This is a genomic window from Ignavibacteriales bacterium (genome assembly GCA_016709155.1).
Taxonomy (GTDB): domain Bacteria; phylum Bacteroidota; class Ignavibacteria; order Ignavibacteriales; family Ignavibacteriaceae; genus JADJEI01.
Window position 1 is genome coordinate 1,044,875 of sequence record JADJEI010000001.1, and the last position, 16,220, is coordinate 1,061,094.

The window sequence follows — 16,220 nt, forward strand, 5'->3', positions numbered from 1 at the left end:
GAACTTTTGTAATGCCTTCCAACAGTGAAATTTTATTCTTCACTTGATCACTAATTCTATCATCAACACTGATGACTGTTAATGCATCTTTGCCAGCTTCAATCCTGCCGAGAGAAGCCCTGCAATATTGATTTTAGCCTCTGAAAGCACTCTACTTATATTTGCGAGCATACCTGGTTTATCAATATTTGTACAAATTAATAAGTTACCCTCCGGCTTCAAATCTATACGATAATTATTGATGTTCACCACCCTTATTTCACTTCGATCGAAGACTGTACCAGATATATTTTTTTTACCTTTATCTGAAAAAAAGTTAGTGGTAAGCAAATTTGAGTAATTTATTTTTCCCGAAGATTTTTTTTCATTTACCGAAATTCCTAATTCTTTAGCCAGTATCGGTGCATTAATGTAGTTGACAACTTCACTTAATCTGCCCGATAAAAATCCTTTTAGTATCGCAGTAGTGATAAGTTCGGAATTTTTTATTAATACTTCTCCATTTAATTCAACGTTTATTTCTTTTAAATATCCTTCCAACATTTGTGATTGGATAGAGCCTAAATTTTCGGCAAGTTTTAAATAAGGCAGGAGTTTTTCATCATGATTATTTAGAGAAAAAGAATTTACCGCCCCCTTAGTTTCGCCTGATTTGAAGTAACCATTGATTTGTGCTGCAATTTGTTGTGCAACTTTTATTTGGGCTTCTTCTGTCGAGGCTCCAAGATGCGGGGTGCAAAGAACTTTTGGATGTTTTATCAACTCATTGTTGGAAGCAGGGGGTTCAGTTTCATAAACATCAAAAGCAGCAGCAGAAACTTTTCCAGTGTCAAGGGCTTTGAGCAGCGCATTCTCATCAATTATTCCCCCGCGGGCACAATTAATTATTTTGACCCCATTTTTACACTTGCTTAGAGTTGATTCTGAAATTAAATGATTCGTTTCACTGTTTAGCGGAACATGAACAGTTATAATATCAGCCATCTCCCAAATTTTATCAAGGTTTACAAGTTTAATATTTGGTAATATCTTTATATCAGATTGAGCTATGGGATCAAAGACAATCACATTCATACCAAATGCCTGACAACGAATTGCTACTTCCCTCCCGATTTTTCCAAGTCCGATAATTCCGACTGTTTTTCCGCCTAGTTCTGTCCCTTTAAAATTTTTTCTATCCCACTTTCCACTTTTTAACGATTGATTTGCCTGAGCAATGTTTCTGCACATCCCAAGCAAAAGAGCCATTGTGTGCTCGGCAGTTGAGATAGTATTACCGCCGGGAGTATTCATTACCAGAATCCCTTTTCGTGAAGCTTTGCTGACATCAATGTTATCAACGCCGGCGCCGGCTCGCCCAATCACTTCGAGGTTATCTGCTCTTGAAAGTAATTCCCCGTCAACTTGTGTTTCGCTTCTTACAATAAGAGCGTTGTACTCATTTATTTGATTGAATAGTTCGTCTCTTTTAATTCCTGGTTGAAATTTTACATCATAACCAAAATTATGAAGCATCTCTGAGCAGGATTTATCTACTGCATCAGAAATTAGAATTTTTCATGCTCTTTGGAATTGCTAAAGTGATTACTATGAAGTTTTAAAGCACGGCATTAAGTTTTTGAACTATCATGTTTTTTGGTACAGCCCCGATTATAGTATCTACAACTTTTCCGGATTTAAATACCAAAAGTGTTGGAATACTTCTAACTCCATATTTAATTGAAGTCTGTTGATTTTCATCAACGTCCAATTTTCCGATTTTTATTTTACCTTCATACTCTGCTGCAAGTTCTTCAACAATGGGTGCAATCATTCTACACGGTCCGCACCAAACTGCCCAAAAATCTATCAAGACAGGCTCTGTTGAGTTTATTACTTCAGTTTCGAAATTATCATCTGTGAAATGTAAAGGTTTCATCTATTTAATCCTTATTATTATTTTTATTTATTCTCCCTGACCGACATAATTAACAATATCCTCACCGCCATCGGCGTGTATCATTCCGCCTGATATCCACTCTCCTCCATCCTTGCATAATAATGAAATTACTTTTGCTACATCATTAGGTGTTGTTAATTTGTTTCGAGGGTTTTTACGTTTTGCAATTTCAAGCATTCCCTGATTACCAGGAATTTTTCTTAAAGCCGGAGTATCAGTAACCCCAGCCATTATAGCATTAACAGCTATGTTTTTAGGTCCTAACTCAACCGTTAGCTGACGAACATGAGATTCGAGAGAGGCTTTTGCAGCCGACACAGCTCCATAGTAGGGAATGGAAGTATGACTTCCCGAGCTAGTCATCGCAAATATTCTTCCACCATCCATGAATAAACCGGCTGAAACTAAATCCTGAACCCAATAGACCAGCGAATGAGCCATTACGTCCAGCGTCATTTCCATTTGTGCTTTTGTAATTACCTGCTCTTTGCCATCGGCAATAAATGGTTTTAAAGTACCGAATGCGAGTGAATGCATGAGAATATTCACTACTGGTTTATCGTTTATGGTTTTTTTAATTTCATCAATTACTTCTGCTCTTTTAATTGAATCAGCAGCATTAACATTAAAGAAAACTGCCTGAGAACCGTAAGATTTTATTTCATTCGTGATTCTTTCAACATTAGGCATTGTAACCTGACGATCGAGATGGACGCCAAATATACTATACCCATCCTTTGCAAGTTGAAGCGCAGTTGCCTCGCCAAAACCTGAGGAAGCACCTAAAATCAACGCCCAATATTTATGATTCTCTTTCATCAATTTTCTTTCAAACAGTTACTGAATAATAGCGGCGCAATTATACAAAATTGGTTTTTGTAATACAAACAAGGTCAAGCCGGGAATTAGCAATTTCAAATTCCGGATTAAGTCACAAAAATGAAAATTATATCCTTCTTTTTTATATGCGAAGTTCATTACTATCCTGATAAATAAATTGCCCAAGCAGATTGATTAATTTATTTTCTGAGTAATGAAATTGAATCTTCACCCAGTAAAGTAATAACATCCTTTATAAATCCTTCAGACACTTTCGCTCTATATTCCGGAAGTGAAAATAATTTAGGTTTTGAACCATTCCCATTTAAATGAATATAGACTGGTAAAGTGCCTTCATACTTGTGCAATATTTTCTTCAGTTGGATTATTTCTTCTGCAATGTTTTTCCCCCGATCAATGAATATTTTCACACTCTGTACCAGTTCTTCTCTTGCCGCCTCCATTGATAATAAATTTTCTACCTGAAGTTTTATTGCATCACCGCTGCTTTCAAGTTTACCAACAACAAACACAACATTTTCTTCACTTAGAGATTTGTAACACTTTTCATATACTTTGGAGAATATCAAACACTCACACGAACCGGAAAAATCATCAAGTTTAAAAAATGCCATGTCCTTTCCGGCGCGATCAATCTTTGTCCTAAGATCATTAATAACACCGCATGCATAAACACTTTGATCTGATTCTTCAAGAGCTTCAGTTTCGCCTAATCTTATTGTTGCAAATGATTTATATTCGATTTCATATTTGCTCAGTGGATGACCTGAAATATAGAATCCCACCACCTCCCTTTCTTTTCCAAGCATTTCTTTCATCGTCCATGGTTTAACTTCCATCATTTTTGGTTCGGAAATTTTTATATCTTCAGCATTTCCAAAAAGACTATTCTCCAGACTTAAATTAGAATTTTGAGATTTGTGTCCAAACTCAAGTGCATCTCCAACTGCAGAAAAGAGTCTTGCTCTGTTGTTTTCAATCGAATCGAAAGCTCCGGCAAAGACTAATCCTTCAACGCTTCTTTTATTAACAATCCTGTTATCAACGTTGGAACAAAAATCGAAAATGCTTTTAAAGTTTCGTCCGAGCTTCTTTTTACTTTTTATAATTTCCTCCACCGCCTGAATACCCACATTTTTTATAGCAGACATTCCAAATCGAATTATGCCATTTTCGACATCAAAATGAACAGAAGGATTATTCACATCGGGGGAGAGAACATCAATTTTAAGCTTTCGACAATCTTCAAGAAAAGCGGTTACTTTATTCGAATTCCCAAATTCGTTTGTAAGGTTTGCTGCTAAAAATTCCGGAGTAAAATGTGCTTTCAAATATGCGGTTTGATAAGCGACATAACTGTAAGCAACAGCATGACTTTTATTAAATCCATAATTGGCAAACTTGTCAATCGCCTCAAAAATTTCTTTTGCAGCCTTTTCTGAAATTCCATTTTTAGCAGCGCCAGAAATAAATTTTTTACTCTGCTCTTTCATTGCCTTCAGATCTTTTTTCCCCATTGCTCTGCGCAATATATCTGCTTCGGCAAGCGACATCCCTGCAATTATATTTGCAATTTGAATAACCTGCTCCTGATAGACAATCACACCGTAAGTTTCTTTAAGAATGCTTTCGAGCAAGGGGTGGGCATAAATGACCTCTTTAACGCCAAATTTTCTATCTATGAAATCATCAATAAATTCCATAGGTCCCGGGCGGTAAAGCGCATTCATTGCAGCAAGATCATTCAACGAAGTAGGTTTTAATTTTTTAAGATACTCTCTCATCGGGGGAGATTCAAACTGGAACACGCCAGTGGTTTGTCCTTTGGAGAATAGTTGAAAAGTTTTTTCGTCATTCAGAGGAATTGAGTCAATATCAATTTTAATTTTATGATTTTTTTCAACAAGCGAAATCGTATCTCGAATAATCGTGAGGGTTCGCAGCCCTAAAAAATCCATTTTTAATAATCCGGCAGATTCCAATTCTTTCATATTGAATTGAGTTACAATTTCAGATTGCGATACTGCATTAGCCATCGGTACATATTCACTAACATCATGAGGAGTAATTACCACCCCCGCAGCATGCTTAGAGGAATTACGATTCATGCCTTCGAGAACCTTTGAATATTTTATCAGCTCCTGTATTTCCGGTTCTTTAGGATTTTGCAGCCATTTCAATTCGGCAACTTCATCTATTGCTTGTTGAATTGTATAAACTCTCCCAAATTTAGACGGAATAAATTTCGTTATTTTATTTACAGTAGGTATGGGGATTTTCAAAACACGCGCCACATCCCTCAACACAGCTTTAGAGGAAAGCCGATTAAAAGTTATAATCTGACTTACGCACTCCGAACCATATTTTCTGCGGACATATTCAATCACATCGCTGCGTTTATCATCTGCAAAATCAATATCTATATCAGGCATTGATTTTCTTGATGGGTTTAGGAATCGCTCAAATAATAAATTATAATCAAGTGGATTGATATTTGTAATACCAAGTACATAAGCAACAAGACTGCCTGCAGCACTGCCCCTTCCCGGTCCGACAGGTATTTGCATTTTTTTTGAGGCATCAATAAAATCCTGGACAATCAAAAAATAATCTGCAAAACCCATTTGTTTTATAACTTTTATTTCATATTCGAATCGTTCGGCGATTTCGTCTGTTATTTCTACAAAGCGTTTTTTTAACCCCTCCCGGGCAAGCAGCTCAAAATATTCTTCGGAAGATTTTGCTGAAGAATCTTTTGGGATTTGAAATTGCGGGAATAGAAATTTTTGTTTTTCAAAAACAAGATTGATCTTCTCATCAATTTCCAAAGTACTGTCAATAGCGTCTTTGAAATTTTTGAAAAGCTTTTTCATTTCCTCCGCAGATTTAAAATAAACCTGGTCAGTGTTATATCGAAGAGTTCTGTAATCTGTGCCCGATTTATCAGAAAGCAGCAAGAGAATGTTATGAGCAATTGCATGATCTTTCTCAATGTAATGACAATCATTAGTGGCAACTAACTTAATCCCGAGTTCTTTAGAAAGTTTCGGCATTCCCTCGAGCACCGGTTTTTCAACTTCCATATTATGATCTTGAATTTCGAGGTAGAAATCATCACCAAAAATTTCCTTATAAGTTTTGGCAGTCTCCTGTGCCTTTTCATAATTGTTATTTACAAGATGAGCCGATACAACTCCGCCGGCGCAAGCAGATGTGCATATCAACCCCTCCCTATATTTACGTAATAATTCAAGATCTATTCTCGGTTTATAATAAAATCCTTCGGTATGACCGAGAGTTGAAAGTTTTGAAAGATTATCATAGCCGGTTTTATTTTTAGCCAATAAAATTAGATGATGATAATGCTTCTGTCGTTTTTTGCCATTCTGATCTTCAGATTTTCCTTTTGTAAATCTGCTTCCCTCAGAAACTACGTACGCTTCCATTCCAAGTATCGGCTTAACTCCGGCAGCGGTTGCTTTACGATAGAATTCAGGAATGCCGTACATTACTCCATGATCTGTTAGTGCCACGGATTTCATATTATTTTTTACTGCCGCTTCCACGAGGCTGTCAACTGTGCAGGCGGCATCCTGAAGGCTGTAATGTGTGTGATTATGTAAGTGAACAAATTCTGACATGAAAAATCTCTGAAATTTTATGATTAAGAATTTCTTCTAAATCAATTTTAAAAACCTAATAAAAAATATTTTTAACTTTTTCCCGTGTGACCAAACCCACCGGAACCTCTGCCGGTGGTATTCAACTCATCAATTTCATTAAGCACAGCTCGATATACTTTTGAAATAATTAGTTGTGCAATTCTGTCACCGCGTTTGATAATAAAATCTTCTTCTCCGAAGTTGAACAAAATTATTTTTATCTCCCCGCGATAATCCGAATCAATTGTTCCGGGAGAGTTTAATATCCCGATTGAATGATTAATTGCCATCCCGCTTCTTGGTCTAACTTGAATTTCGAATCCTTCCGGAATTTCAACGCTAAAATTAGTGGGGACTAAAATTGTTTTGCCGCTTTTTAATATTACTTCATCGTTCACTGCCGCCCGAACATCCATTCCGGCACTTCCTGCAGTGGCATAATGCGGCATTTCAATATCATCAAAGTCACTTGAAATTCTTTTTATATTTATTGTCAACTCAGACTTCATATTATTTTTTCTAAATACTTTCAACTTTGGATTTTATAAAGCGCATTTCGTTTTTATCAATAATAAAAGTAAACAAAGCAATTAAAAAACTTAGCAGCAAAATAATTTTTATAAAGATATCTAATTCGTTTCGATAAAGAAAATGATAGTATGAAAATCCAATTACACCAATTAGGATAAATATTTTTATCATCTTCCAATTTTCATAAGCAATTTTATAAATTTTTTGATTGACAAAGTACAATCCGGCTGCCATTACGAAATAGCTTGCAAGTGTAGCCAAAGCCGCCCCCATTATTCCCATAATTGGAATTAAAATGAAATTGGTGAAAATATTTACCAAAGCTCCTGCGCCGGTTATGATCGGAACATAAATACTTTTTTCTTTTATGAAAATTCCTGCCGTAAAAATAACGTAAAGCCCATTAAACAAGTAAGCAAATAAAACTACCGGAACAATATCGAGTCCGACCCAATATGCTGACCCGATAAGTGAATAACCAAAAAAATTAAACTTAACGATGTTATCAATGAATAAAGAAACAATGACTAACATTGTGCTGCTTGCAATCGTAAAGTAGGTCAGTACTTTTGCAAAAAGTTCTTTGGCATTTTCACTTTTTGCTTCCTGTAGAAAAAACGGCTGCCATGCGTATTGAAACATATTTACAAACAGCATCATAAAAATTCCAAGCTTATAATTTGCCTGATAAATTCCAAGCGTTGTAAGGTTAGTCAGATGTTCCATTATTGGTCTATCAATTACTTGAATGATCATTGAAGCAAGTCCCGCAGGAAGATATGGCAATCCAAATTTTAATAATCGCTTCATTAAATGAAAATTAAAGCTGAAGTGAAAAGACCTGCGTATTGACGGGAAGACAAGGAGGAGGGAAACAATTGAAGCAATTAAATTACTTAGTAAAACAGCTTCGATATCCCAGTGCAGTAAAAAAATTAAGACAACATTCATTAAAACTGTAATGATAATATTTAGAATTTTAAATAAGCCGAATTTCTTCGCTTTTCTTTCAAGCCGCAGTTTTATAAATGGAATTACTGCAAGAGCATCTATCAAAAGAATTAATGGCAGAAAAAGTATTAAGTACTGAAAATCATAAGGAATTCCCAGCAGGAGGGAAATCTTTTTATACATAAATAAAATAATCACACCGAGAACTAAACCAACCATCGCAACAGAAATAAAAGGAGTTGAAAAAATATCTCCCTGTTCCCCATTCTCTTTTGACGCTGCAAATTTCATGTATGCCGCATCCATTCCATAAATGTAAATTATATTCATCAAGCCAATAAATGCGTATAGGTTTGTGATAATCCCGTATTCATCAGGATTGAAAATATTTGTGTAAAATGGAACAAGCAGAAATGTAATGAACCTCGCAAACATCGTACTGATACCATAGATGGCAGTGTCTTTCGTAAGTTGTTTAAGTTTATCAAGCATCAGAATTTTTCAATAAAATTTTCTTATGGCATTCATAAAAAATTCCGGTGGACGCGAAGGACGCTTTGTATTCATATTTATAAAAACAAGGGTTATGTATCCTTCGGCAACAATTTCATTTCTTTCTTTACTAAAAATTGTATGATCTATTTTAACTTTTACCGTTGGAAGCGCTTCTACTCTTGTTTCAATAATTAAAACTTCATCATAATATGCAGGCGATTTGTAGTTGATATGAGCTTCAGCAACAGGCATTTGGTAACCATTTGCTTCAATTGTTTTGTACGGAAGATTATGTTCGCGCATCATTTCAGTTCTCCCTACTTCAAAGTACTCGAAAAATTTTCCATTGTAAACCCGCCCCATTTGATCTGTGTCGGCATAACGAACTCTTAATTCTGTTCGATGAATTAGCATAGCATTATTTGAAATTTAAGTTGATAGATTTAAGGAAAAATAGAGAGGCTGTCTCAAAAGTCTAATTTTGTCAGTCTGAGCTTGTCGAAGACTTATGGCAATGCCATAGTGACTTCACACTTCGACGGGCTCAGTGTGACAGTAAAAATTACTTTTGAGACAGCCTCATTACAATTAAGATAAAATAAATGAAAAATAATCGTAACCAATCAGCTATTCTACGTACACACCCATTTTATAAAACTTCTCAATTCTATTTTCTACCAGTTTATCTGGTTTGATTTTCACTAATTGAGCTAATTCTTCTTTTAAAACTGCTTTCAGATTAGCTGCCGCTTCGGTTTGGTTTTTGTGTGCGCCGCCAAGCGGTTCAGGTACAATTCGATCTATAATTTTTTGTTCAAGCAAATCGGTAGAGGTAAGTTTGAGCGCTTCGGCTGCTTGTTCTTTGTATTCCCAGCTTCGCCATAAAATACTGGAACAAGATTCAGGACTAATAACAGAGTACCAGCAATTTTCAAGCATTAATATTCTATTGCCAACACCAAGACCTAAAGCGCCGCCGCTTGCACCCTCCCCAATAATTACTACAATAATCGGAACACGAAGGCGGCTCATTTCAAAAAGATTTCTTGCGATTGCTTCAGCTTGCCCGCGCTCTTCAGCTTCAATCCCGGGATAAGCACCCGGAGTATCGAGCATTGTAATTACGGGTTTGCCAAATTTTTCTGCAAGCTTCATCAGCCGCAGTGCTTTACGGTAACCTTCGGGGTTTGGCATTCCAAAATTTCTGTAAAGATTTGATTTTGTATCCCTCCCTTTCTGATGTCCTATAATCATAACCTTGAAATCGTCTATCATTGCAAAGCCGCCGACAATAGCTTTGTCGTCGCGGTAGTTTCGATCGCCATGAAGTTCGACAAAATTTGTTGTCATTAAATCTATATAATCGAGTGTGTAAGGTCTATCGGGATGTCGTGCGAGTTGAACGCGCTGCCAGCGGGTAAGATCTCTGTACAGCTCTTCTTTAAGCTGTCTGACTTTGCTTTCTATTCGAAGAATTTCTTTATCAATATCAAGATTATCTGAATATTTTTTCATCTCTTCAAGTTTTGCTTCCAATTCGATTATTGGTTTTTCAAAATCCAGTACTGCTTTTGCCATTTAATTTATTTACTCCAAATTTTAGTTATCGTTTTGCCAATAATTTCAAGGTCAAGCCATATATTTTGATTTTTGGCATAAAGGATATTCAATTTTTTCATGTCATCTTTTTTAACATCTTCAATAAACCAGAATCCGGTCAATCCCGGTTTGCCAAGATAAAGTTCTGATTCACTTTCTAAAAAGGCAGGACCAACAAAACTTTTAGAACCTTTAAAGACTGACGGAGCCTGAAGAATTATATTTCTAAAATCACTTTGCTTTGCGTTCAGTTTACTGATGAAATATATTAAAGGATAGAATGAAAACAAAACCGCAGTTGATACACAAATGTCAAATCCTCTTTTCACAAATCTTTGCAGCGGATTGGTAATGCTGTATGTTAGTTCAATCAATGGTAAATCATCCAAAAGCGAAACTTTTGTTTTACCAACAATAAAATCAAGGTCGTCACCAATTATTTTAAAATCAACAGAAAGATTCTGACAATCAGAAACTATTGCCATCATTTGATTGTAACTTAGTTCGGATGAAAAAATTACTTCGTTAATTTTTTTACTGCCAATAATTTTTTTAACATTTTGAATGCTGCCGAGTACTTCAAAGCCTTGAAATGTTTGTCCGATTTCTTTATTAGAAGCCGAAATTAATCCTGCTACTGTATGAAAATCTGTATATTTTTTTTCAACTTTGAAGCAATTTTGAGAGATAATTCATTTGTCCCGACTATCAATGTTCGCTTTTCTTTTAAGTGATCCTTTTCCCAACCAATTTTAAAAACTAATTTGGCAACTATTCGCCAGATGGATAGAGTAAAAAATAAAATGATAAATAAAATGATCACCACTGCACGACTGTATGCAAACTGCTTGAAAAAAAATGTGAGCGAGGTCAGCAGGATAAAACTTCCAGCCAAAACTCCAAGATTCTTTAGTACAGATAATCTATCCTTTTTATAATCTCCGGAAAGCAAAGCGATCAAAACGTAAAGAGCCGCGGGAAGTGTAAAGACAGTAAGCAGATCATTTTCGGGAAAACCTTTCCAATCACTTATTGATGAGTAAATTTTTTCAGAAATAAAAAGCGATAGATCAAACAGAAGAAAATCTAAAGCGAGAAAGATGAAAGTATTTTTTTTGCGACCTGCAAAGGCAATAATTTTTCTAAAATTTATTGCGCTTCGGAGAATCAGTTCTACAATGAATGAACTGGAAAGATGTTTCTTTACAAATAAGTGCATCGCGCTGTAAAAAACTTTTGTCTCATCAAGATTGCTTCTTCGGGTGCTTTCACCTTTATAATGAATGATCTGGGTATCGTGTACATAAAAATTTTTGAACCCGGCTTTCTGCACGCGAAAACATAAATCAAGATCTTCGCCGTACATAAAAAATTGTTCGTCGAAACCGCCAACTTTTTCATAAACCATTCTCCTCAACATCATGAACGATCCGGAAATTGCATCTACTTCGTATGATTTATTTTCATCGAGATAAGTAAGGTTGTAGCGAGCAAAAAATCGGTTTTTAGGAAATAAATTGCTTAAGCCGGTGACTTTACAAAACGATGTCCAGGGTCCGGGGAAGCTTCTTCTGCATGCAAGCTGCAGCGTGCCGTCAGGATTGAGAATTTTACAGCCGGCTAATCCTACTTGATTATTTGATTCAAAAAAAGAAAACATTTTAGTCACTGTATCTTCCTGAATAATCGTATCCGGATTAATCAGAAGAATAAACTCCCCCTTCGATAAAGCCAAGCCTATATTGTTTGCTTTGCCAAAGCCAAGATTTTTTTTGTTAACAATTAATTTTACAGATGGAAATTTTTCTTTTAGTAATTCAACGCTTCCATCATCAGAAGCATTATCAACTATGATTACTTCGTATTGAATTCCTGCGGCGGCTTTGTCTAATGAGAGAAGAAGATTTTTAAGATATTCTTTAACGTTATAATTAACTATGATTACTGAAAGTTTCAATTTAGTTTCAGGTTAAAGTTTTCCAACCAAACTTCTTAAACGTAGTTTCCACACCATAGTAATTGCTTCTCGGACTATTCGTTTCGACATTTTAGATTTACCTTTCATCCGATCTATAAAAATGATGGGGATTTCTTTTATTCTAAATCCTTTTTTAAATGCTTTGTATGTCATTTCAATTTGGAAAGCATAACCATTCGATTTAACCCGGTCAAGATTAATTGTTTCGAGTACTTTTCTTCTGAAACATTTGAAGCCGCCCGTAGCATCTTTAACCGGCAAACCTGTAATAATTCTTGTATAAATATTTGCAAAATAACTTAACAGCAAGCGGCGCATAGGCCAGTTGACAACGTTTACACCATTGCTGTAACGGCTTCCAAGCACAAGATCATTTTCTTGAATAGCATTTAAAAAGTTTGGGATTTCTTTCGGGTCGTGCGAATAGTCGGCATCCATTTCAAAAATAAAATCATAATTATTTTTAAGCGCAAATTTAAATCCTGCAATGTATGCAGTTCCTAGTCCCATTTTTTTTTCACGCTTGATTAAATGGATCCTATCGTTACTTAACGCTAATTGTTGAATGAACTCTGCCGTTCCATCCGGTGAATTGTCATCAACTATCAGTATATCCGGATTTGCAGAACGACTTAATAAATCCGGAATAAGCTTTGTTATATTATCAAGCTCATTAAATGTCGGGACGATTATTAGCGTTTTATTTTCAGTCATATTTTTTTAATTAATAATTGCTATTGACCTTTACCGAACAAAACTACAAAAATTGTTCTAAGCAGGATTTTAAAATCCATTCTTAACGACATGTTTTCAATGTAAAAAAGATCGTACCTTAATTTTATTTTAACGTCTTCAATTGATTCATCATATTTATGCTTAACCTGCGCCCAGCCTGTTATTCCAGGTCTAACTTTTAATCGCCTTTTATAATAAGGAATTTCCTTTGATAATTGTTCAACAAAGAAAGCTCTTTCGGGCGCGGACCAACAATGCTCATTTCACCTTTGAGAACATTGAACATCTGTGGTATTTCATCAATGCGAACTTTGCGAATAAATCTGCCAACACTTGTAATTCGTGGATCATCTTTTTGTGACCAGACAGGACCAGTATCTTTTTCGGCATCTTTTTTCATCGAACGAAATTTCAGGATCCGGAAAACTTTTCCGTTCTGCCCAATTCTTTCTTGCTTAAAAAATATACTTCCTTCGCTGTCTATTTTTATTGCGATAGCAGAAAGTAAACAAATTGGAAAAGTGATTATCAAAATCAGTAATGAAGCAATTATATCAATAAGCCGCTTTAATTTTTTTTCCCATTCCGGCATTAGCTCCGGCATAATGTCTATCAACGGAATACCATAAAGCTGAGAACTTCTCGCCTGACCGCTAAGGATTTCATAAAGATCAGGTACTATTTTCAGCCCCACCCCTTTATTTTCACTTAACGAAATTACTTCCACAAGTAAATCGTGATTTTCTTTATCGAGCGCAATTATCACTTCTTTAATATTTTTCTCATCAATAAATTTAGGAAGATCAGCTACATGCCCGATTACAGGAATATTCCGAAACTCCTTTTCAATGTTTTCATCGTGAACAGCTATGTAAGCAACAACATCAAGTCCTAAGGCTTTGTGTTCAATAATCTGATTATGAACTTCAAATGCTCTTTCATTAAAGCCAACTATCAAAGTATTTTTCCTGCCGAAGCTATGGATGATTAATCTGCGTTGTATTGCACGAATTAAAAGTCTGCCGCTTCCAACGAAGAAAAGAAATAATCCCCAATAAATAAAAATTAATATTCTTGAGGAACTCGCAACATTGTGTGAATAATCATCGACAAAAATGAGGAAGAACAAAATAAAAATTCCTACGAAAGAAGCTTTGAAGAGAGTTGATAGTTCATCAAATCTTGAAGAAGCAAACCATGTGCGGTACATACCGACAAAAGTAAAAATCAAAAGCCAGTAAAAATAAACCACAAACATCGGCAGGAAGAATTCCGGCATAGTAAGTAAATCGAACCACCCGGACTGAACACGAAAATAAAAAAAGACATACCACGCAAGGTTGATGGAAAGAAAATCTATGAGAAGGATCAATATTTTTTCGAAGGGTTTGGACATTGATTAAATAGACTGTTAATGAGATTCTTTATTAGGTAAAAAAATACCTAAGCTATATCCCGAACCCCACAGCAAGTGCATAATAAAAGTAAAAATAGCTACTATTGGCAAATATGGAATTTTACGTGGAAATAGAAAGAATGCCGTAAATAAAATATTTATACTAAAATAGAAAGTTAAGAACCAAAATAAAGCTGAAATTCCAATGATTTGAAAAAATGATAATGTCGTTAGTGTAGTAATAGTAAGAAAAAAAACAGGTGATATTAAATGACGTATCTTGATTGAATTATAATGTTTTTTTTGGACATTTACCCGGAGTATGCCGTATCTAAAAATTTGTTTAAAAATGAAAATAAAGAACTTCTGGCAAAGTAGTAAGTTATTATTTCCGGAGTAAAGAAGATTTTAAAACTGGCTTGCCTAACTCGCCAATTAAATTCTGCATCTTCAGAGATTAAAAGGTTTTCTTCGAATAAACCTACCTTCTCAAAAATTCTTTTTTATATGCTGCATATACCACAGTATCAACAAATCTTTTTTTTCTGCTCCACCTGTAAGCTGCACTTGCCATAGCGAAGGGAGATTCCATTGTCAAACCAATACATTTTTGAATAAAAGTTCTGCTTATATTTATCTGAGTTCCTCCAACAACGAAGATATTTTCATCGCTCAAATATTTATTATTAAAATGAAGAAAATTTTTATCTATTTCTGTATGTGCACCCAAAATTACTATCACCTCATTATGCGCAGATTTCACACCTATGTTCAATGATACCGGTGTTTTTCTGTGTGGATTTTTAACTAAAAAAATATTTTTATACTTTTTAGTAAATTGTGTAACAATTGAGTCTGTTGAATCTTCTGACATTCCATCAACCACAATAATTTCGATTTTATTTAAATCATAATTCTGATTTAAAATCGAATTTAAGCAACCAGAAATATACTTTGATTCGTTATATGCTGGAACTACTATAGTGAAACTGTATTTTTTTTCGTTCATTCGTCTTTAATTTAAAGAAAAAATAATTACTCAACTTACACCAAAACTTTTTTGCCTTTTGAATTAAGAGACAGTTGAGTTGCCTCAAGAATTTCTACCACTTTTAATCCATTCTCTCCACTGGTTAAAGGTTTTCTCTTTTCGTTTATCGATGAAACAAATTCTTGAACAGCAGATTGTAGAGCCTCTGTCTGTTTTAATTTTGGAGAGTACATATCACCAATACGATATTGAACTAAAGCCTCATGAATACTTTCAGAGGAATTAATCTCAATCCCACTATCATAAACTTTGATTTTTTCAAAATTTTCTAAATCATCGAACAATAGCATTTTTTTGGACCCCCCTATAAGTATTTTTCTAATCTTAACAGGTGACGTCCAATTCACATTTATATTCCCAAAACAATTTTCACTAAAATAAATACAAAGCTGAGCAATGTTTTCCTGTTTTGAGTAATTAGCGACACCATTAGCTGAAATAGCTTCCACCTTATATTTAGAAAGTAAATATAACATTATGGAGATGTCGTGTGGGGCAAGATCCCAAATAACATTGATATCATGTTGAAATAGTCCTAGATTTATTCTAACGGAATCAAAATAATTTATATCACCAATTTCGTTATTAATAATTAAACTTTTAATTTTTTGTATCGCCTCTGTATAAATAAAAGTATGGTCAACAAAAATATTAACCTCGTTTTTTTCAGCTAATTCTATCAGTTTTTTAGCTTGAATTGAATTTAGAGTGAATGGTTTTTCTACCCAAATGTGCTTATGATGTTTAAGTGCTTCTTTAGCCAACAAATAATGTGAATGAACGGGAGTTGCGATTACCACTGTTTCAAGGTCGGAACTCAATAATGATTCATAATCAGGAACGCTCCAGATATTTGGAAAAACTTTTTGTACTTTTTTTATTCTATCTTTATTTTGATCATAGCAAAAAATTTTATCTATTTTATCACTTAAGCTGAAATTTCTAACAAGATTAGGTCCCCAATAACCTAAACCAACTATTCCGATATTCATTTCCTGTTCTCCAAATTTAAAATTGTTATAATATTGTTATACTATCCGATA

At 34.7% G+C, this 16,220-nt stretch carries 11 protein-coding genes and 2 pseudogenes; all 13 read right to left on the reverse strand.

Annotation, left to right across the window (positions count from 1 at the left end; genetic code table 11):
* Positions 1 to 78 precede the first annotated feature (78 nt).
* Entirely contained in the window at positions 79 to 1,515 is a 1,437-nt protein-coding gene (locus IPH11_05395; protein ID MBK6913113.1) for a phosphoglycerate dehydrogenase, read from the reverse strand.
* Between the two features lie 82 nt (positions 1,516 to 1,597).
* Positions 1,598 to 1,918: a thioredoxin gene (gene trxA / locus IPH11_05400; protein ID MBK6913114.1), complete on the reverse strand. Its 321-nt coding sequence runs from the start codon at positions 1,916 to 1,918 to the stop codon at positions 1,598 to 1,600.
* Positions 1,919 to 1,945: 27 nt separating this feature from the next.
* A complete protein-coding gene (locus IPH11_05405) occupies positions 1,946 to 2,758 on the reverse strand; it encodes an SDR family oxidoreductase (protein MBK6913115.1) in 813 nt (270 codons plus the stop codon).
* A gap of 200 nt (positions 2,759 to 2,958) precedes the next feature.
* Entirely contained in the window at positions 2,959 to 6,420 is a 3,462-nt protein-coding gene (dnaE, locus tag IPH11_05410; GenBank protein ID MBK6913116.1) for a DNA polymerase III subunit alpha, read from the reverse strand.
* Between the two features lie 71 nt (positions 6,421 to 6,491).
* Positions 6,492 to 6,950, reverse strand: a complete 459-nt coding sequence (dut, locus tag IPH11_05415) for a dUTP diphosphatase (protein ID MBK6913117.1) — start codon at positions 6,948 to 6,950, stop codon at positions 6,492 to 6,494.
* A gap of 10 nt (positions 6,951 to 6,960) precedes the next feature.
* Complete coding sequence (locus IPH11_05420) at positions 6,961 to 8,415, reverse strand: oligosaccharide flippase family protein (GenBank protein ID MBK6913118.1); 1,455 nt, start codon at positions 8,413 to 8,415, stop codon at positions 6,961 to 6,963.
* Between the two features lie 9 nt (positions 8,416 to 8,424).
* Positions 8,425 to 8,832, reverse strand: coding sequence for an acyl-CoA thioesterase (locus tag IPH11_05425; GenBank protein MBK6913119.1), 408 nt, complete (start codon positions 8,830 to 8,832; stop codon positions 8,425 to 8,427).
* A gap of 213 nt (positions 8,833 to 9,045) precedes the next feature.
* Complete coding sequence (locus tag IPH11_05430; protein MBK6913120.1) at positions 9,046 to 9,996, reverse strand: acetyl-CoA carboxylase carboxyltransferase subunit alpha; 951 nt, start codon at positions 9,994 to 9,996, stop codon at positions 9,046 to 9,048.
* 5 nt (positions 9,997 to 10,001) lie between these two features.
* Positions 10,002 to 11,974: pseudogene (locus IPH11_05435) on the reverse strand (glycosyltransferase).
* A 12-nt stretch (positions 11,975 to 11,986) separates the two neighbouring features.
* Entirely contained in the window at positions 11,987 to 12,709 is a 723-nt protein-coding gene (locus IPH11_05440; GenBank protein ID MBK6913121.1) for a polyprenol monophosphomannose synthase, read from the reverse strand.
* 20 nt (positions 12,710 to 12,729) lie between these two features.
* A pseudogene (locus IPH11_05445) lies at positions 12,730 to 14,126 on the reverse strand (sugar transferase).
* Positions 14,127 to 14,607: 481 nt separating this feature from the next.
* Positions 14,608 to 15,135 carry a glycosyltransferase gene (locus tag IPH11_05450; protein ID MBK6913122.1) on the reverse strand — a complete coding sequence of 176 codons (528 nt, stop codon included), beginning with the start codon at positions 15,133 to 15,135 and terminating at the stop codon, positions 14,608 to 14,610.
* Positions 15,136 to 15,170: 35 nt separating this feature from the next.
* Positions 15,171 to 16,169, reverse strand: a complete 999-nt coding sequence (locus tag IPH11_05455; protein MBK6913123.1) for a Gfo/Idh/MocA family oxidoreductase — start codon at positions 16,167 to 16,169, stop codon at positions 15,171 to 15,173.
* Positions 16,170 to 16,220 lie beyond the last annotated feature (51 nt).